16 protein-coding genes and 1 tRNA gene are annotated in these 17,566 nt (G+C 56.8%); 6 read left to right on the forward strand and 11 right to left on the reverse strand.

Annotation, left to right across the window (positions count from 1 at the left end; all coding sequences use genetic code 11):
• Positions 1 to 57 precede the first annotated feature (57 nt).
• From BLP93_RS00670 to BLP93_RS00695, 7 genes are all read right to left on the reverse strand, one after another.
• Positions 58 to 2,199 carry a chemotaxis protein CheA gene (locus BLP93_RS00670; protein ID WP_092116191.1) on the reverse strand — a complete coding sequence of 714 codons (2,142 nt, stop codon included), beginning with the start codon at positions 2,197 to 2,199 and terminating at the stop codon, positions 58 to 60.
• 35 nt (positions 2,200 to 2,234) lie between these two features.
• Positions 2,235 to 2,597, reverse strand: coding sequence for a response regulator (locus BLP93_RS00675; protein ID WP_092116193.1), 363 nt, complete (start codon positions 2,595 to 2,597; stop codon positions 2,235 to 2,237).
• The gene (locus BLP93_RS16975) at positions 2,594 to 2,917 is read right to left on the reverse strand and encodes an STAS domain-containing protein (RefSeq protein WP_161946136.1); all 324 of its coding nucleotides are present in this window, start codon (positions 2,915 to 2,917) and stop codon (positions 2,594 to 2,596) included. The genes BLP93_RS00675 and BLP93_RS16975 overlap by 4 nt, the downstream gene beginning before the upstream one ends.
• 31 nt (positions 2,918 to 2,948) lie before the next feature.
• Positions 2,949 to 4,853, reverse strand: a complete 1,905-nt coding sequence (locus tag BLP93_RS16980) for a methyl-accepting chemotaxis protein (protein WP_161946137.1) — start codon at positions 4,851 to 4,853, stop codon at positions 2,949 to 2,951.
• A gap of 14 nt (positions 4,854 to 4,867) precedes the next feature.
• Positions 4,868 to 6,961 (reverse strand): methyl-accepting chemotaxis protein, encoded by a 2,094-nt coding sequence (locus BLP93_RS00685; protein ID WP_244148604.1) that lies wholly within the window; start codon positions 6,959 to 6,961, stop codon positions 4,868 to 4,870.
• Positions 6,962 to 7,162: 201 nt separating this feature from the next.
• Positions 7,163 to 7,855: a nicotinate (nicotinamide) nucleotide adenylyltransferase gene (gene nadD, locus BLP93_RS00690; RefSeq protein WP_139162870.1), complete on the reverse strand. Its 693-nt coding sequence runs from the start codon at positions 7,853 to 7,855 to the stop codon at positions 7,163 to 7,165.
• Between the two features lie 64 nt (positions 7,856 to 7,919).
• Positions 7,920 to 9,185 carry a glutamate-5-semialdehyde dehydrogenase gene (locus BLP93_RS00695; protein ID WP_092116199.1) on the reverse strand — a complete coding sequence of 422 codons (1,266 nt, stop codon included), beginning with the start codon at positions 9,183 to 9,185 and terminating at the stop codon, positions 7,920 to 7,922.
• A gap of 198 nt (positions 9,186 to 9,383) precedes the next feature.
• On the opposite strand from BLP93_RS00695, the gene BLP93_RS00700 reads away from it, so the two are divergent.
• The 3 genes from BLP93_RS00700 to BLP93_RS00710 all read left to right on the forward strand — a co-directional run bounded on the left by BLP93_RS00700 (position 9,384) and on the right by BLP93_RS00710 (position 11,756).
• A complete protein-coding gene (locus tag BLP93_RS00700; RefSeq protein ID WP_092116201.1) occupies positions 9,384 to 9,845 on the forward strand; it encodes a pyridoxamine 5'-phosphate oxidase family protein in 462 nt (153 codons plus the stop codon).
• Between the two features lie 39 nt (positions 9,846 to 9,884).
• Positions 9,885 to 11,468 (forward strand): methyl-accepting chemotaxis protein, encoded by a 1,584-nt coding sequence (locus BLP93_RS00705; RefSeq protein WP_092116202.1) that lies wholly within the window; start codon positions 9,885 to 9,887, stop codon positions 11,466 to 11,468.
• 212 nt (positions 11,469 to 11,680) lie between these two features.
• Positions 11,681 to 11,756 (forward strand) — tRNA-Ala (locus BLP93_RS00710).
• A gap of 319 nt (positions 11,757 to 12,075) precedes the next feature.
• On the opposite strand, the gene BLP93_RS00715 is transcribed toward BLP93_RS00710, so the two are convergent.
• The 4 genes from BLP93_RS00715 to BLP93_RS00730 form a co-directional block, all read right to left on the reverse strand.
• Positions 12,076 to 13,095: a hypothetical protein gene (locus BLP93_RS00715; RefSeq protein ID WP_092116204.1), complete on the reverse strand. Its 1,020-nt coding sequence runs from the start codon at positions 13,093 to 13,095 to the stop codon at positions 12,076 to 12,078.
• A 3-nt stretch (positions 13,096 to 13,098) separates the two neighbouring features.
• The gene (locus tag BLP93_RS00720) at positions 13,099 to 13,500 is read right to left on the reverse strand and encodes a thermonuclease family protein (RefSeq protein ID WP_161946138.1); all 402 of its coding nucleotides are present in this window, start codon (positions 13,498 to 13,500) and stop codon (positions 13,099 to 13,101) included.
• Positions 13,501 to 13,571: 71 nt separating this feature from the next.
• On the reverse strand, positions 13,572 to 13,799 hold the full coding sequence (locus BLP93_RS00725) for a YqaE/Pmp3 family membrane protein (RefSeq protein ID WP_092116208.1): 228 nt from the start codon (positions 13,797 to 13,799) through the stop codon (positions 13,572 to 13,574).
• A gap of 24 nt (positions 13,800 to 13,823) precedes the next feature.
• Positions 13,824 to 14,576 (reverse strand): LexA family transcriptional regulator, encoded by a 753-nt coding sequence (locus BLP93_RS00730; protein WP_161946139.1) that lies wholly within the window; start codon positions 14,574 to 14,576, stop codon positions 13,824 to 13,826.
• A 211-nt stretch (positions 14,577 to 14,787) separates the two neighbouring features.
• Here BLP93_RS00730 and BLP93_RS00735 point away from each other — a divergent pair, with 211 nt between their 5' ends.
• From BLP93_RS00735 to BLP93_RS00745, 3 genes are read left to right on the forward strand one after another with little or no spacing between them, the layout of a single operon-like run.
• Positions 14,788 to 15,225, forward strand: a complete 438-nt coding sequence (locus tag BLP93_RS00735; protein WP_092116212.1) for a hypothetical protein — start codon at positions 14,788 to 14,790, stop codon at positions 15,223 to 15,225.
• On the forward strand, positions 15,222 to 15,410 hold the full coding sequence (locus tag BLP93_RS00740) for a helix-turn-helix domain-containing protein (RefSeq protein WP_092116214.1): 189 nt from the start codon (positions 15,222 to 15,224) through the stop codon (positions 15,408 to 15,410). Before BLP93_RS00735 ends, BLP93_RS00740 begins: the two co-directional genes overlap by 4 nt.
• A 1-nt stretch (position 15,411) precedes the next feature.
• Positions 15,412 to 17,520 carry a Mu transposase C-terminal domain-containing protein gene (locus BLP93_RS00745; RefSeq protein WP_092116216.1) on the forward strand — a complete coding sequence of 703 codons (2,109 nt, stop codon included), beginning with the start codon at positions 15,412 to 15,414 and terminating at the stop codon, positions 17,518 to 17,520.
• Positions 17,521 to 17,566 lie beyond the last annotated feature (46 nt).

Genomic DNA, 17,566 nt, shown 5'->3' on the forward strand with positions numbered 1-17,566 from the left:
ACATGACGCACTGTCGGCAATCGTCATGGTTGTATAGGTGATATGAGAATCACGGCCTCAATTCGCCGCATACATTTCCGATTTCAGGGCATGACGCATTACCGCCCGAACCATGGCCTGCACGTCGAGGATCAAGGCCATGCTGCCGTCGCCGTTGATTGTCGCTCCTGATATGCCCTCCAGCTCTCGGTAAACCCGTCCCAAACTCTTGATCACGGTCTGATGCTGTCCGATGACCTTGTCCACGACCAGCCCGATCCGCTGCTCCAGGACGTTGACGATCACGATCTGCTCGATGGTCGGCAACGTCCCGTTCAGGGTGAACCAGTTGCGCAAGCGAATAAACGGAACAGCCTCGCCGCGCAGGTTGATCATTTCTCCGTTCTCTCCGAAATTCGTGCGGAACCGGTCCAGCTCGACGCATTCCTCCACGGCCGACAAGGGGATGACGTACTGCTGCCGTTCCACCTCCACCTGCAAACCATCGATGATCGCCAGGGTCAGGGGCAGTTTGATCAACACCGTGGTGCCCTTGTCCGGCGTGCTTTCCAGTTTAATCACACCGCGCAAAGAGTCGATCCCGCGCTTGACCACATCCATGCCCACGCCCCGTCCGGATACGCTGCTCACCTGCTCCGCGGTGGAAAAACCCGGCAGAAAGACAAGTTGCAGTATCTCCTCCTGGGAAAGCACTGCATCCGGAGTGATCAACCCTTTCGCCACCGCCTTGGCCTGAACCCTGGCTGGATCGATTCCCGCCCCGTCGTCGAATATCCGGATCAAAACTTCGCCCCCGGAGTGTTCCGCGGACAATACGATTCGGCCTAAGCGCGGTTTTCCATTGGCCTGTCGCACATCCGGAAGCTCGATTCCGTGGTCGATACAATTGCGCATTAAATGCACCAGCGGATCATTGAGCTTCTCGATCACGTTCTTGTCCAGCTCGGTTTCCCCGCCCTGGGTGACCAGATCGATCTCTTTTCCCAAATCGCGTGATAAATCCCGGACCAGCCGCAAGAATTTGTTGAAGGTGCTGCCGATGGGCAGCATTCGAATACCCAGGGTATTGTCGCGAAGTTCGTCGCTGAGTCGCTCCAGTTCTTCGGCCAAGCTTATCAATTCCGGATCATGATGCGAACTGACGAGCTGACTCAACCTTGCCTGGACAATCACCAGCTCCCCCACAAGATCACCGAGCTTGTCCAGCTTGGAGGCTTCCACCCGAATGCTGGTCACCGCTTCCTTCGGCTCAACCCGAGAGCTGCGTACCTCCCGTACGAGGTCCTGCTCGGTCAAGGCCGACTCCAACCCCTGAGGGCTGACCAGCCCTGCGGTCGTCAGCAATTCACCCAGCGGCCGTTGCTGCTTGAGAACCCCCTGCAGATCCTGAGCGCTCACGTCGCCGCGCTCCACAAGAATCTCTCCGAGCTTCCGACCGACGACGACGGCATCCTCCTGAGTAATGGTCTCAATCTTCTGGATAATCAGCTCGCAGTCATCCTCCACAAAGATGAAAACATCCCGAATGGCCTCCTCGCCGCGGACAGTGGCCAGAATCATGTCCCACCACGTGTAACAGACCAGGGGGTCCAGTTCTTCCAGGCCGGGAACGGCATCGGTCCGAGCCACGATCCTGCAGTTGCCCAGGTCGGAAAGCTCCTCCAGAAGCGAAAAAGGATTGGTACCGGACAAGAAGATCCGCGCATTGGGTTTGAAGCATATCCGAAAGACGGTGGTCACGTCGTCGTGTGGGGTAACCTGAACTGCTGATGCGGATTGAGCACCATCCGGGACAGGGGCGGGAGCACCGCCGCTGCCAATTTTTCGCAACTCGGTGACGATCTGTTCAGACTTGGTTCGGCTTATCGTACTGTCGCCCCCGTCCTGAAGAAGCATTTCGAGAATCAGGTCCCTGGATTGCAGCGTCAGGTCGAGAAGTTCCGAGGTGACGGGCAATTCCGCATTGCGCACCTGATCGAAAACCGTTTCCAGCTCATGGGTGAACATGGCGATGTCGTCGAACCCGAACATTGCCCCTGACCCCTTGATGGTGTGCATGGAACGGAAAACGCGATTGATCAATTCCTGGTCTTCAGGGCTGGCTTCCAGCTCAAGCAAGGATTCTTCCAGATCGCTCAACAGCTCTTGAGCCTCTTCCAGGTAGGCATTCCTGGCCTGCATCAGATGATCACCGCTCATGACATAACTCCCTGTTCACCGGGAAATACCCGTGGCTAGCGAACGACCTTCTTCACAACGGCCAGCAGTTGCTCCGGCTTGAAGGGCTTGACGATCCAACCCGTAGCCCCGGCGTCCTTGCCCACCTGCTTCTTTTCTGCCTGGGATTCCGTGGTCAGCATGACGATAGGCACGAACTTGTACGCGGGCAAAGCTCGAACCTGGCGGATCAACTCGATGCCGTCCATGTTCGGCATGTTCAAATCCGTGATGATCATGTCCACCGTTCCGGACAGCTTGCCCAGGGCATCCTTGCCGTCAACAGCCTCGATCACCTCGTATCCCGCATCCTTGAGCGTGAACCCGACCATCTGACGGACGCTGCTGGAATCGTCAACAGTCATGATGCGCTTGCTCATTCCTGAACTCCTTTACCGAAAATTCCCGAAGAATGTCTTGGGAGAAAACCCATCCTGTCCGCCTTGCTGATAATGTGCTCCGGGATTTTCACAAACTGCATCCTCCCTTCCTCCATTGTCTTGAATGCGCCGCAAATGATCTGAAAAAAGGACAGATCAACATCCTCCACCGCCTCCATGTCCACCTGCAACAAAACGGAGCCGTCCACTGCCTGCAGGAACGCCTGGTGGAGTTCCTCCGCGCTCTCGACTCCCCATCTCCCGGAAAGCTTGAACACTCGGGTGGTGGCGTCATTATTCAAAATTTCCCACTGGGCCATGTCATCTTCCCCTGTTCCGCACTGGTTCCCCTCAGAACAACTCCACATTGTCCCCGAGATCTTCCTCACGTTGCTCGGGCTTTTTCGAAGTCCGCGAATCATCATCGAACAGTTCCACGTTCGAATCGTCTCCAAAGAGTTCAACCCCGTCGTCATCGCCAAAGAGATCGACTCCACTGTCATCCTGTGCGGCATCCGCCTCATCCTGATCGAGTCCGAGGTGAACCATGCGCTCAGCTTCCATGGTGTACCGGGAAAGCAGCACCTTCAATCGTTCCGGACGATCAGCCGGGTCGCAGTCGCGGGAGGAATGTTCCAGGGCCTGGTTGGCAAGCTCCATGAACGCGTCTCCGGCCTGCCGCAGTTCCGCGAGCATCGGATGGTGAAAGGTGATCGCCTCGATCTGGTCAAGAAGGTCCCGCTTCAATTCCGCGCCCATGGCGCGCACTTCGCTGAACGTCTGGACAGTTTGTTGATTCAAGGTCCGCAGACTGCTGATCATTTCCTCCAGCCGTCCCACCTGTTGCCCCAGCTTCTGCGTATTCACGGAAATATCGGCCAGCTTCAGCAATTCATGGGCATGCTCCGATATATCGCGCAACTCATCCGCGACCACGTCCGTCAGGGTCCGGGCATCCATGGACAGACGCTGGATGGCTCCGGCCAGCACTCCCAGGGCCAGACCTTCCTCGCCGGTATGGGCCGCCTGGACGCTGGCATTGAGGGCGATGAGTTCGATCTCCGCGCCGACCTCCTCGATATTGGCAACATAGGCGGCCATTTGGGATACCATGTCGCCCACCGTGCGCATGATGTCCGCCAGCTCCTCGCTTTTGGCGGAATACCCCTGCATGAAGTCGATCAGCAGATGCACGTTGGCCTCGATCTGGTCCAGGGCGTTATGGCTGGAATTGTCCTCGGCCCCGAGTATGGCCCGCAGATCCCTGTCCATGGCCGCCACCGTGTCCGTTATGCTGGACAAGTTACCGGTCAGGGTCTCAATGGCTTGCTCAAAGGCGACGCCGCATTGTCGCAACTGGGAGACCTGCAGGGAGCAGACATCGGCGATCCAGCAGGCCAGGTCCTGCATTTTTGTCTCGGCGTCCTCGCCTTCTCCGTCCACGCCCACAAGCAGCATCTGGGTCATGTCCTCAACGGCCTCGCAAACATGTTCCACCTGCTGCCGTGCAATGTCGTGGAACTGCAGTGAGGAGACGATGGATCCCACATGACTGCTGATCTCGCTCGTACGGCTGGAGAGAGTTTGCGATGCAGCGCCGGACTGATCCGTCAACCGGACCAGGGTTTCCAGATTTTTGTGTCCGCTGCTCAGGGCTTCCTCGGTGACGGAGCGCTGTTCCCGGACCAGGGCTCCGGTCCGGTGGAGCGCGGATGTGACGTGTTCGTGCAAGATTTTGGTATCGTTAACGATCTTGTTCCAGTGATCGATGATGTTCTGGCCAAGACTGTCCACCTGGCCGGCCAGATTCATGAACCCCCTGCCCTTCTCCCCCAGTCGGGCGCTTTCGATCCGGGTCGTCACGCCGAGCATCTGCAAGGTGCGTACGATCTTGCGGAAACTGCCCGTCCGCGTTTCCAGGGAGCTGATCAACCGCACGACCTTTTCCAGCCGACGCAGATCCGTCTCCCGGCTCGTAAAGCCGCATACCTCATTGATCTGATTGAGCTCGTAACCCAGTGTCTCTACGATCTGGGAAATCTCTTCCCCGCCGGTCAGGGTGGTCAGGTCGGCGGCCTCCCTGGCCATTTTCCTGGACTTGGAAGTATACGCCTGGATGTTCGCGCCCAGAGCAAGAAAATCCTCCTCCCTGGCGGGAATGACCTGGGACAGTTCCTGGTCAAGCCGCTCCAGAACGCTTCCCCATTGCCGGATCGAGATCAAAAACCGATCCGGATCAACGGTAGTATGAGTCATGCTTTCAACCATGATCAACTCTTGAAAAAACGAATTTCCGCTCTGGCCGTGGTATCATCAAGAGGCTTGACCGCTATGTCCGCCCTTTCCTTCATAAACCGAGCCGCGCCCTTGAGGATGCCCTCAAAGTAGTCGAACAAGCCCCGTTGAGATCGATAATTCATGAACAGGACGTCTCCTTTATCCTCATAGGTGAAGGTGGGAGGTTTGATGCCCGGGTGCTCATTGGTCAACCTGGCGTGGACATCGTTCATCTTCAGATAAAATTGCTTGAGATCCCGGGCATTGAAGTGCCGGCGGTACATCTTGTGGAACTGGGGCACCGTGTACATGCCCAGGCCCAGCAGCACTTCCCGACTGCTCTTTTTTGTGATTCCCGCGATAATGTCCGCCATTTGCCGGATTACCTGGTCAGGGTAGCTTGCTGTTGGCAGAAAGACCGGATTCCCAAGTTCTCGTTGCAGCTTGTCGAACACCTCACGGCCGAAATTTTCCTTGACATACTCCTGCATCAACTTCGGCAGAATCCCTTTCATCTCCCCTTTGGAAGATTTTAATCTGCTCATGTCCGTGCTTCCGCTGAACGCCTGGGCCGCTGAAAGCAGTTCCTGGGCCAGTTGCGCCAGGTCCCGGGTTGCCGCGGCGGCCTGGTCCGCGCCTTCATCCGCTTCCCGGGCAATATGGGCAATATCCTCGACGCTGCGGTTGATCTCCTCGGTGGCGGAGGACTGTTCCTCGGCTGCCGTGGCGATCTGGGTGACCTGAGAGACCACGTCCTCCACCCGTTGCATGATCAGCCTCAGCGCCTCGCCGGCCTGGTTGGAGTGCTCGGTGCTTTCCTTGACCTGACGTTCGGTTTGCCCCATGGAAACCACGGCATCCTTGGAACGGCCCTGGATGGTCAGGATGGCGCTTTCCACCTCCTTGGTGGCGGTCATGGTCTTTTCCGCCAGCTTGCGGACTTCATCAGCCACCACGGCAAAGCCGCGGCCCGCATCCCCGGCCCTGGCCGCCTCGATGGCCGCGTTCAGGGCCAGCAGGTTCGTCTGATCCGCGATGTCGTTGATCACGTTGATGATTTGCCCGATGGCTCCGGCCTGTTGATTCAGCTGCGTCAGCACCTGGCCCAGTTGGCGAGCCGACCCGGCCACGCCCTGGATACCGGAGACGGCCTGTTCGACCATGCCCACACCTTCCTGGGCGGCTTGCCTGGCTTCGTGGGCAGCCTCGGACGCCGTGGAGGAACTTTTAGCCACTTCCAACACCGTGGCGGTCATCTGTTCCATGGCCGTGGCAACGGAGTCGGTTTGCTCTTTTTGCTGTCTCGCGCCCCGGGCCTGCTCATCGGCTGAGGCGGAAAGCTCTTCCGATGCCGACGCCACCCGCTGGGACAGCTCGTTGATCTCCTCCCCCAGCTGCATCCGGACTCTATCCTGTTCTTCCAGACGTTCCTGACTCTCCTTGACGCCCTGCAAGTCGAAAAAGATCAGAAGGAAACCGTCGAGATGTCCTTTCTCCCCCCGTACCGGAGCCAGCAGGCACCGCACATTCCAGACTCTGCCGTCCCAAAGCGTCAGGGCAATCTCCTCATCCAGCGCCCGCCCCTCAGCCATGGCTTTTTCCAGGGCAGATCCAGCCGGACGTCCGAAAAGGACCTCGGAAACTGATTTGCCGTCGATCTTGTCCCGGGATTTGCGCAAGGCCCCATGGAAACCGGTATTTGAAAATTGAACCTCACCCTGGGGATTGCACTTCAGCAACGGCGTCTTCAATTCGCTCATCCCCTGGCGGAAAAACGCGACTTCCTGCTGCCCGTGCTGTGCCAGACGGGCCAGTTCGACAATTTTTTGATCGTTGACGTCCACGATTTCAAGAACCTGAAAATCAACGGCTTTGCCCGCCAAAACATCATCAGCGGCCTGCAGAGCCGAAACGGAAGGTCCTGCGCAGCTGTTTGCAGTCCATAACACCATCAGCGCCAAAGCCATGGCTCCCGGAAAGAACAGCCACCAGAAATCCGTCCACTGCGCCGCGGCGAACAATCCCAACGCAAGAAGCCCCAAGCCTGCAAGTAGGGCACGAAACATGTTCTGATTATTCATTGCCATCTACCACTCCTTTGCATGAGAGCTGCAGGCCCATCCTAACCGAATACGGCTTGCTTTCACATTTGCAGTACGCCGAATTTACAAAAAAACCAAGTTTGAAGTGACATTGAAATTTTGATGCCTGGCAAGCGACGTCAAAGCAACATTGACTCTATCCTGAGCAGGGCGGCATTTGTTCATGAATCACAAAGCTCTGTTCCATCATTTCCAGAATCGTCCCAGCAATGAGTCCTGGCGTTTCATCTCCTCAAGTACCGGATCAGGAACGAGATATTTCATATTCCGACCCATGCGCCAATAGTTCCGGATCATTGTCGAACTGATGTCCAGGAACGGGGGATGGATGAGCAGCATTCGAGCACTGTTTTGTTCAAGATTCCATTGCCACACCACACCATAAGGCGATTCGCGCCGCTCCGGTTTTGCAGCGTGGAGCCAGTGTTCCTGAATGAAATTCCGGGTGCTCTCCAATGCCATATCCTGGCGGGCCACAGCCACGACATCCGCCTTGTGAAACAGTTCCAGCCCGCCTTTCCAGGTCGGCAAAGTCAACAGATCCGGCACGCCGAGCAAAAAAAAGAGCCGGCCGCCCGACAAGGAACGTACCAGCTCTTCAAGCGTGTCCAATGTATAAGATGGACCTTTTCTCCTGCCCTCCATCACATTGCAATGCAGTCCGGGATGACCGTTGATGGCTTCGCGGACCCATCGACAGCGCAGACCGAACGGCAATAGCCCCCCCGGTTCCTTGTGCGGCGGAACCGCCGAAGGAATCAGCTCCACCCTGTCCAGCCCCAGTATTTCCAACGCCTCGATGGCCAGACGCAGGTGCCCGTTGTGGATGGGATTGAACGACCCCCCCAGGACGCCGATTCGCTTCTGTCGGGTGGACATGTCCGTCACGGTCAACAAAATTATCAGTTTCGGAAGACAGGATTATTCCGTGAAAGCCAGCCGTTCATTCCCTGACCTGTCCCTGTCCGAGACCGATGAACTTGAGCCCGGTCAATTCCCGCACGCCCATGGGGCCGTAGGCGTGCAGCTTGGAGGTACTGATGCCGATTTCCGCGCCCAGACCGATCTGTCCGCCGTCGTTGAACCGGGTGGAGGCATTCACCAGAACCAGGGATGCGTCGGCTTCGCGCAAAAAGCGCATTGCCCGGTCATGATCCCGGGTCAGAATGGCTTCGGTATGGTTGGATCCGTACGCCGCGATGTGTTCCAGGGCCTGATCCATGTCCCGGACCACTCGAACCGCCAGCACCAGGGCCAGAAATTCGCGGCCCCAGTCCTCTTCTTCAGCGGCTTCGGCATGCACACCCATCAAGGGCAGGCTACGGGAACAGCACTTGAATCGCACGCCTGACTCGGCCAGCCGTTGCGCGACCCGGGGCAAAAAGGCCTCGGCCTCGGCCTCGTGCACCAGCAGGCATTCCAGAGCATTGCACACCCCGCATCGCTGAACTTTGGAGTTGAAGACGATCTCCAGGGCCTTGTCCCGGTCCGCATCCTGATCAACGTATGCATGGCAAACGCCCTTGTAGTGCTTAAGCACGGGCATGGTCGCCTGCTCGGATACGGCCCGGATCAGGGACTCTCCGCCCCGGGGAATGACCACGTCGATGAATTCGTCCAGTTTCAGCAAGTGGGACACCGCCTCACGATCCGTGACCGGAACCAGCTGGACAGCGGCCCTGGGCAACCCGGCAGCCTCCAGCGAGTCGGCGATCAGTGCGGCCAGAGCCTGATTGGAGTGAAACGCTTCCGAACCTCCCCGAAGAATGGCCGCGTTACCGGCCTTGAGCGTGAGAATCGCCGCCTCAATGGTCACATTGGGACGTGATTCGAAGATCATCATCACCACGCCCAGGGGAATGCGCATCCGGCCGAACTGCAAGCCGTTGGGCCTCTGCCACATGGATTCGATCTCTCCCACCGGATCGGCCTGGGCCATCACCTCAAGACAGGCCTGGGCCATGCCCTCGATGGTCGAGCCGGTAATCCGCAGGCGATCCACGCGCGCGGCGTCCAGACCGGCGGACAGCGCAGCATCCACATCGCGCTGATTGGCCGCCAGCACCTGATCGGCCTGCGTTTGCAGGCGCTGAGCCAGTTCCCGCAGCGCCGCATTCTTTTGCGACCCCCGGACCGCGACCAGTATCCGCGAAGCCTGCCTGGCCTCCTTGGCCAGATTGAGCATTTGACCGTGCAATTCACCCGTCATTCTCCACCTCCACCATTTCCGGCTTATCAATGGTCCGCGGATTGTTTCCGGAACATCATGGAAAGCCGTAGTTGAAAACGTTACATATTCATTATGAATTGCAGATCCAGCCGTACAAGCAGTAATAGCACTTGATTGCCATCGTTCTTCCTGCTAGCCGAATCAAGCAGAATCGCACATCAATCGAAGGAGTTTTCCATGGACGAGAGCATCAGGACGCTGATTCAAAGCCAGGATATCCTGGTCCTGGCCACATCCCTCAACAACATCCCGCACACATCCCTGATGGCCTACGTCCCGTCCGCGGATAGCATGACCTTCTTCATGGCCACCTACCGCAACACCAGCAAGTTCGCAAATATAATATCCAACCCGCAGGTCAGCCTGCTGCTGGACGATCGAAATGCGCACCCATCCCGGGATCGCCTGAAAACCATGGCCTTGACCATCCATGGAGAGGCCGTAGTCCTCCAGGACCCAGTCCAATGCAAGGCCGTTGCCGACGCACTGCGCCAAAAACATTCCCATCTGCAGAATTTTCTGGAAGGAAAGGAGATTGCCTTCCTGGCTGTCCAGGCGGCCACCTTTCAGCTCTTGAAAGGCCCTACGTCGACAATTTTCGAAACAACTGATCATTCCACGGAAAGCCATGCGGTATAGCTACCGAATGGCTATCCAACCCGTCAAAGGAGATGCAAAATGCGTCAGCAACGGCTCATGATGCTCAACGTGATATTCAGCGCTCTTGTCATTGCCGTGGTCACTGCGGGGACATTCTTTTTCGGGCTGACAGGACATGCCGGAAATTTGCTCGTGGCCAGCGCCGGATTGGCCGCCTTGGCCGGCATCGCCTTTCTGTACCTACGTTCAGAAAGGACTCTGCGCGAAGTCCAGGTGCTCCTGAACCACCTCTCAACCGGTGAGTTCAGGAACGTATCCGACCGGACGCAGAACCGATCCGGATGCTCGTTGGAATTGTTCTCCGGCATTGAAAACGTCGCCCACGCACTGAAACATGAGAAGGGCATGAACAAAGGAATCATCGAAGGCCTGCCAACCCCTTTTCTGCTGGTGGACGTCAAGGAACGCGCCCTGTTCACGAACCAGGCCTGCCTGGACATGCTCCAGATCGAAGGGCCTCCGGAAAAACAATACGGCCGGACATTGGCGGAAATTTTCTACAATGACCCGACACGCCAAACCGCCGTGGGCAAGGCCATCAACCACGGCCAGGTTTTCAGGAACCTGGAGGTGACCATCACCGGACACAAGGGCGGAGTGCGACACGTGTTGGCCAATGTTTGCCCGCTTTACGATCTTGACGGCGTCTGCATCGGCGGATTTTGCCTCTACGTGGACATGACGGCCCTGAAGACCAAGGAAACCCAGATCCACGAACAAAACCAGATCATTTCCCAAGCGGCGGACAAGGCAACGAACATCTCCAACTCCATGGCATCGGCAGCCGAGGAGCTGGCTGCCCAGGTGGAGGAAGCCAGCCGCGGAGCCGAAGAGCAGCGGGCCAGAACGGCTGAAACGGCCACGGCCATGGAGGAGATGAACGCCACTGTTCTGGAAGTGGCCAAAAACGCCTCCCAAGCTGCGGAAGCCTCGGATCAGGCCAGGACAAAAGCCCTGGCCGGCGCCAAGGTGGTAGGAGAATCCGTCTCGGCCATCAACAAAGTGCAGCAGCAATCCGTGGAACTGAAATCCACACTCAGCCAGCTTGGCGAACAGGCAAATCAGATCGACCGGATCATGAACGTAATCGAGGACATTGCCGACCAGACCAATCTCCTGGCCCTGAACGCGGCCATCGAGGCGGCCCGGGCCGGAGACGCCGGTCGCGGCTTTGCCGTGGTGGCCGACGAAGTACGCAAACTGGCCGAAAAAACCATGAACGCCACCAAGGAGGTCGGCCAGGCAATTGCGGATATTCAGAAGGGAACAAGATCGAATATTGAAGGAATGGACAAGGCCATGGCAGCCATCGAGGAAGCCACTGCTCGGGCCAACACGTCCGGCGCGGCCCTCCAGGAGATTCTGGCTCTCGCGGAACTCGCCGCGGACCAGGTTCGTTCCATTGCCACGGCCGCGGAACAGCAATCCGCCACCAGCGAAGAGATCAACCGGGGCGTCGAGGACATCAACCGCATTTCATCCGAGACCAGCGAGATCATGAACCAATCCGCCGAAGCCGTGTCCGAACTGGCCCGCATGGCCGTGGAACTCAATTCCATCATTGAACGGATGCGCGATCAGTCAGCGGAAAAAACTTCTTGAGATGAAACAGAATCGTATCCGCAGTCAAAAGAAAATCTCTTCGCTGCACCCGGCTTTCAGGATGCACCGAAAAAAAGCTGCGATGTAATTTTAACAGTATTAAGCCCAGCCGGAGCCCAACTGGATTAGTCGCTCCAGAATGCGTCTGACAATGCCGGATTCGTCGCTTGACCGAAACACCTTCAATCGACTAATTGAGAACTCTTGTTCATGGGGGCGTGGCTCAGTTGGGAGAGCGCTGCCTTCGCAAGGCAGAGGCCGGGGGTTCGAATCCCCCCGCCTCCACCATAAAAATCAAGGGGTTAGAGAATATCTAACCCCTTTTTCTTTTGCCTATGAATGGTAAATTATCAACTGATGAACACCGGAAACTGTACCCGCGGGGCCTGAGGTGTGAGCTAGCACCTAGAATGAGAAAGTGAAAGAAGCGGGATTGGGTGGGACGGGGCGGGATTTAGTGGGATGGATAAAGGGTTTGGAAGGGAGTGAAGGAAAAAAGGCAGCTCGGGTTGGAGTTGAGAAATTTGCGGGGGTGGGAGGTGATTTTTGCATGTTAAATGAGAATTTTTAAGGTGGCCTGGTCGGAGCGTTGACCGGGCCACCTTTTTTATTGCTCAGCGGTCTGAACCGCTCCGGCTTCGCGGGCGGAGATTATTACGGCATTTCTGATTTCGCCTTGCAGGCTCCTTGCGTTTATGGCCAGGGATACAGGTGTCCTGGCCCACACAGCCCTTTCCAGCGTAGGTTTATTCTGTGGGCTGAGGATGGAGTCTTGCAATATCGCGTCGATCAGTTGGCCGCTTGTGGTGTCTTGAATGCGCACCTTGAATTCAGTTGGGTCTGACGTGTCGACGCGGAGTATTTTGTATGTGCCGTCGAGTCTCGTTTCTTCGGCGTGCTTTCTTGCGTTTGCGGTAAGTATTTCCGCAGTTTCAGGGTCAATCTCTATTCCTTGGATTTTTCCGTTGCTCGCTGGCGCGATGCTTTTAACAAGTGCGCCGTGAGCGTCGTATGCAAAGTGCTGGATGTCTCGAACTTGATCATTTTCAGCGGCTATTGATGCTATGATTCTTGATCGTTCCGTTTCTTGTTCGCTTAAAAACTGTAGTGCTTGCAAGTGCTCTCTTTGCTCATCGCTCCGAACCTCCGCAATGCGGACGTTTTTTCTGTGGTCAAGGTATGTGCGAAACGCGGAATTTCCAAAAAACAGGACAGCAAGCGTAATTACTATCAAGGTGATTTGCTTTGAGTCCATTTTTTCTATTCCCTTCCCAAGAAACTTTTCAATTATCTCTTGGAAATTGATATCATAAATTGATGAACCGCCGACAACCTTAACAATTATTTCGAGTTTATCACGCTCTTCTTTGGATAACAAGCGAATATTATAGGATTCATAGATTATAAAGCTATATGATCTATATATTTCTGATTGAAATTCCAAAAATGACTTCATCATCGTCGGAGTTATCGACTGCCGGTATTTTTCTCCGCAAAGAGTTACTTCAAGCCTAGGCCACCCTTCAAACTGAATAGAGACGTCTTCAAGGTCGATACTTCCGTCTATGTGCCTCTGAAGTACTGAATAGGCGTCCTCTTCACTCCGAATAATCAGTTGATCAGGCATTTCTCACTTCCTCCTCCATTCCCACGGTGGCGTGGGGTGTTTTTCGGTCCAGAGGCCGAGGGGGGATTCTTTGGCGGTTTCTTGGCCGTGGGCCCAGGGGATGCAGATTTTGGGGCGGTTGCAGTAGCGGAGGAAGACCCAGGCCAGGCCGGCGCGGATCATGGCGCCGTTGAGGGTTTGGCCGTCTGGGAGGTGGACCAGGGCCACGGTGCGGCCCCAGCGGTCGGTATCCATCTCCTCGATCCGCACGGTCTGTCCGGCGGCCAGCTCGCGGGCGTATGCGGTTGCCTGGCGGCCGTATGGCTGGCCGCTTTCCGGCGCATCGATCCCCCATAGCCTGACACGGACTTGGCGCTTGTCTTCAGTCAGGACAGTAATGGTGTCGCCATCGGCGACGTGGATCACCTTCCCCTCCCATGCCCATGCTGCAGAGGCAAAGAGAAGAAGCCAGGCCGCTATTGCGGCGCTGGCTTTCATTATTGGGCCATAATCTTTTGGGCCATTGGGCTGCTGAGCGGGATCATATTTGGCGCTTTACAGATGGGGCAAACCTTTTGCTTGGATGTTAGTCTCCAGAAAGAATAGATAATTCCAGGAACGATCAGCAGTAGCCAAAGGACAACCTCTAAAACAAAAGAACCCTTCGCAATCTTCTTTGGCTTCCCTTTTGCCCCGCAATTCGTGCACAGCAACTCGTTGGCCATAAGCCCTCCTTTAATTAAATGTGTTCACCCAAACTCCCTACAGCTCCACACCACTCTCCCCACGATCCGCACTCCGTTCATCTGGCCTGGCTTTACAGCGATTTCCCGATAATCCCGGTTGAATGACCGGAGGATGATCTGGCCCGGCTCTACGTCTACGGCCTTGATCATCACGGCGTCCTCGATGCCTACGGCGTAGACCTTTCCGGGAAGGATCTCTGTCTTGGATTGATCTATCAGGACCGTATCGCCGTCCCTCAGCTCCGGCTCCATACTATCGCCGGTCACGTCCATGAGCACCATCCTGCCAGGCTGTCCCTTGCGGTGGATCCAGTCGCTGCGGAATGCGTAATACCCATCTATGTCGTCGCTCGTCTCCATACTGCCGCTGCCGGCGCATAGTCTGGCTTTCACTTTCGGGATATGCACCAGATCGACGCTGCCAAGCCTCACACCCCTGCCATATGTTTGCAATGGCTCTTCGCATTTTAGCCCCTTTGTTTCGACGGCAAGGCGTGTAACGGGAATATCCTGCCCCTCACGCATCATGGGGCCAGTCCCGTGCAGGAGCCAATCCGCGGAATACCCCCATCTTTCACTTATAGTTGTAATCCATTTACTCGGAACGTTGTCCCGATCCCTGGCCGCGCCAATTGCTTGTGGGGTTTTGTCCAAAGCACGGGCAAGTTCGCTGTCGTTGGCAGCATCAACGGCATAGAAAAGACGCTCTAAAATTTGCTCGAATTTTTTATGGTGTGGGCGTTTTTCTCCGCTCACTTCTTTTTCCAAAGCGAGCGGAGAAGCGGGCGGAGGAGTTTTATTGTTTTGTTTAATCATTTCAATTTAGTATTACAAGTATAATTTTTTTGTGAAAAAAAGAAGTGGGAACCTTAAATTCTACGTTGACATGGTTCAATTTTTAATTGTACAACTCATCTCAACAAATTGATGGAGCACCGGAAGTTACGACAGGAACAAGGGTAATGCAATGACAAAAAAGAAAGCCCGCACGGACAGGGGGCAGTTACAACTACCCCTGGACCTGCACCGTGAACCGGTTCGAGCTGGTGGATACAGGGTGCGGGATGCCGTTCAAGAGGCACTGCGTGAGACACTAGAGAAGTGCCCTATCTCCCGGGAAGACCTGGCGGAAGAAATGAGCCGGGTGACCGGTGAGAGCGTCACCGTTAACCACCTGAACAGCTGGACGGCAGCCAGCAAACAAGGCTGGCGCTTCCCTCTGGAATTCGCCGCGGCGATGGCAATGATAACCGGCAATACGGCAATCCTGGATGCGGCTTTGTCCGTTACCGGGTTTCGGGTTGTCAGCGTTGATGATCTTAAAATTATGGAGTTCGGGCGCTTGACCCTGGAGGAAAAGAAACGCGCTTCCAGAAAGCGGGCTCTTATGGAGGAGTTGTTGTGAAACTGAAAAAAGTCAAAATCTGGATGCTGCAGAAGGGCATCAAGGGCAAGGACGTCGCCGAAGGGATTGGCGTCAGTCGGTCTATGGTGTCGCACTGGCTGTCCGGGCGCTACAGCAGCGAGCGAATCAGGTTGTGGTTTCTCGCTCAGGGTTGCCCAGAAGGATTCCTGGCAAAGGAGAGCTAGAATGAAGGCGACATATGCAGCAGCGGATATCGCCCAGGCTATGGGTATCTCAAAGCGTAGAGTCAATGAGATGGCAAATGAAGGCAAATGGCCCTTCGAAAAACGCCAGGGCCGCGGCGGTGGGCGCGTGTATCCTTATAAGGGATTACCTCACGATGTCCGTGAAAAGATCCAAGCGCACCTCCTCAGCAACCCCTCGGCTGTGCCTGCCGTGGTGGAGCGGGAATTTTTGCCGGTGGTTCAGGATTCTCGGACGGATTTGCTGACGAACTGGCAGCGTGAGGTGATGACCTCTCGGATGGTGTTTGTCCGGCACATCGAGCGTTTGGAGGCGGGGGGGCTGACCCGGAATACCGTGATCGAGTCCCTGGTATCTGCCGCGAAAAGCGGGAATCTGCGGGAGCCTTTGAGCCTGCATCTGGAGCGGGCCGTGGTCGGTGGTGAGGATGGCAAGTCCGGGCGGAAGCTGAGCAAGGCAACCTTATATAGGTGGGTCGGCGGATATCATGCCGGCGGCGAGATCGAACTCGCCCCGGCGTATGCGCCGAAGCCGAAAACATTCCCGGCCTGGGGGCATGATTTCCTGGCCATTTACCAGCGCCCCTCCAAGCCCTCCCTGGCGGACGCCCACCGGGAGTTCGCCGCCGGCTGGACCGGGACCGGGCCATGCCCAAATTACCACGCGGTGCGCCGCTTCGTTTGCTCCCTCTCTACATTGGCCAGGGAAAAAGGCCGCAAAACCGGCAACGCCTACCTTGGCCTGCTGCCCTACGTACGCCGAAAAACCGACGAACTGTGGCCCTGCGACGTCTATACGATGGACGGCACCACTTTCGACGCGGAAATTCAGCATCCGGATCATGGCCAGCCGTTCAAGCCCGAGATCACCCTCGTGATCGACGTGGCAACCCGGCGCTGCGTGGGGGTTTCCGTTTCGCTGGCCGAATCCGCCATGTCTACGCTGGACGCGCTGCGCATGGCCTGCGTCGGCGCCGGACTTCCAGCGATGGTCTACGCGGACCGCGGCTCAGGATACACGAATGCGATCTGGTCGGAGATGGGCACGGGCATGGCGGCCCGGTTGGGATACGAGCTGACCCATTCGCGGGCCAGGTGCCCCCAGGGCAAGGGCTTGATGGAGAGGGCCGGCAAGTCCATCTGGGTCCCAGCGGCAAAGCGCCTGTTTTCTTGCTCCCATGCGGACATGGACCGGGACGCGGCGAAAAAGGTCTTCAAGTTCAGCCGTGATGCTCTCAAGAAAACGGGCCGGGCTGCCCTCCCCACCTGGCAGGAATTCAAGGAAGTGTTGATGGCAGTGGTCCGGGAATACAACGCCAGGCCCCATTCCGCACTGCCGAAGATCCGCATTGAAGACGGCCGGATGCGCCGGATGAGCCCGGATCAGGCCTGGGCGGACGCCGTGAACAAAGGCTGGAAGCCGGATCACGTGACCGAAAGCCAGCGGGCCGAGATGTTCATGCCCAGCGAAAAGCGCAAGGTCCGGCGCGGCCTGGTGCAGTTCTATGGCGGGAGCTATTTCCACAAGGATTTGGAGGAGCTGCACGGCGAAATCGTGGATGTGCGTTACGACATGTGGGACGTTGAAAAGGTCTACGTCTACACCCTGGCCGGCCTGCGGGTCTGCGTTGCCGAGCTGGACGGACACGCCCAGCCGTATTTCCCGAAGGCCCGGATCGACGCGGCCAGGGACCGCCGGCAGCAGGGCCAGCTGATGCGCCTGGAGGCGAAAGCTCAGCGGATCGCGCCCGGCGCAATGCTGACCTTGCCGGAAGATGACGGCGTGCTGGTTGAGTGCGGGGACATTCTTGGCAGGCAGACGCCGGAAGCCCTGACTGCCCAGGCGGATGGTGTGATCATTGATGTTTCGGTCCAGGAGCAGCCTGCAGCGGAAGAGCGCCGGCCCCTGTTCCAGGACGGCATGCACCGCTACCGGTGGCTGATGACCCACCGGGAGCGATGCACGGCCCAGGATGAGGAATGGCTGGCCAATTACGCGCGTACCGATGAATACGCGGATATGGCCGAGCGGTACGAGTTCGACGGGATTGGCTACAAGGGCCAGGCCCACGTTCACGCCGCTCAGATGTAAGAAAAAACGAAGACCGGCAGACGGCGCCGGGCTTCGTTTCGGGTGA

Source organism: Desulfonatronum thiosulfatophilum (genome assembly GCF_900104215.1).
In the GTDB taxonomy this organism is placed as follows: Bacteria; Desulfobacterota; Desulfovibrionia; order Desulfovibrionales; family Desulfonatronaceae; genus Desulfonatronum; species Desulfonatronum thiosulfatophilum.

Coding starts and splice junctions, on each gene's coding strand:
- BLP93_RS00685 (WP_244148604.1), bottom strand. CDS start 6,961: ATGGCAATGAATAATCAGAACATGTTTCGTGCCCTACTTGCAGGCTTG.
- BLP93_RS16975 (WP_161946136.1), bottom strand. CDS start 2,917: ATGGCCCAGTGGGAAATTTTGAATAATGACGCCACCACCCGAGTGTTC.
- BLP93_RS00675 (WP_092116193.1), bottom strand. CDS start 2,597: ATGAGCAAGCGCATCATGACTGTTGACGATTCCAGCAGCGTCCGTCAG.
- BLP93_RS00705 (WP_092116202.1), top strand. CDS start 9,885: ATGCGTCAGCAACGGCTCATGATGCTCAACGTGATATTCAGCGCTCTT.
- BLP93_RS00700 (WP_092116201.1), top strand. CDS start 9,384: ATGGACGAGAGCATCAGGACGCTGATTCAAAGCCAGGATATCCTGGTC.
- BLP93_RS16980 (WP_161946137.1), bottom strand. CDS start 4,853: ATGACTCATACTACCGTTGATCCGGATCGGTTTTTGATCTCGATCCGG.
- BLP93_RS00725 (WP_092116208.1), bottom strand. CDS start 13,799: ATGGCCAACGAGTTGCTGTGCACGAATTGCGGGGCAAAAGGGAAGCCA.
- nadD (WP_139162870.1), bottom strand. CDS start 7,855: ATGTCCACCCGACAGAAGCGAATCGGCGTCCTGGGGGGGTCGTTCAAT.
- BLP93_RS00670 (WP_092116191.1), bottom strand. CDS start 2,199: ATGAGCGGTGATCATCTGATGCAGGCCAGGAATGCCTACCTGGAAGAG.
- BLP93_RS00715 (WP_092116204.1), bottom strand. CDS start 13,095: ATGCCTGATCAACTGATTATTCGGAGTGAAGAGGACGCCTATTCAGTA.
- BLP93_RS00695 (WP_092116199.1), bottom strand. CDS start 9,185: ATGACGGGTGAATTGCACGGTCAAATGCTCAATCTGGCCAAGGAGGCC.
- BLP93_RS00735 (WP_092116212.1), top strand. CDS start 14,788: ATGACAAAAAAGAAAGCCCGCACGGACAGGGGGCAGTTACAACTACCC.
- BLP93_RS00745 (WP_092116216.1), top strand. CDS start 15,412: ATGAAGGCGACATATGCAGCAGCGGATATCGCCCAGGCTATGGGTATC.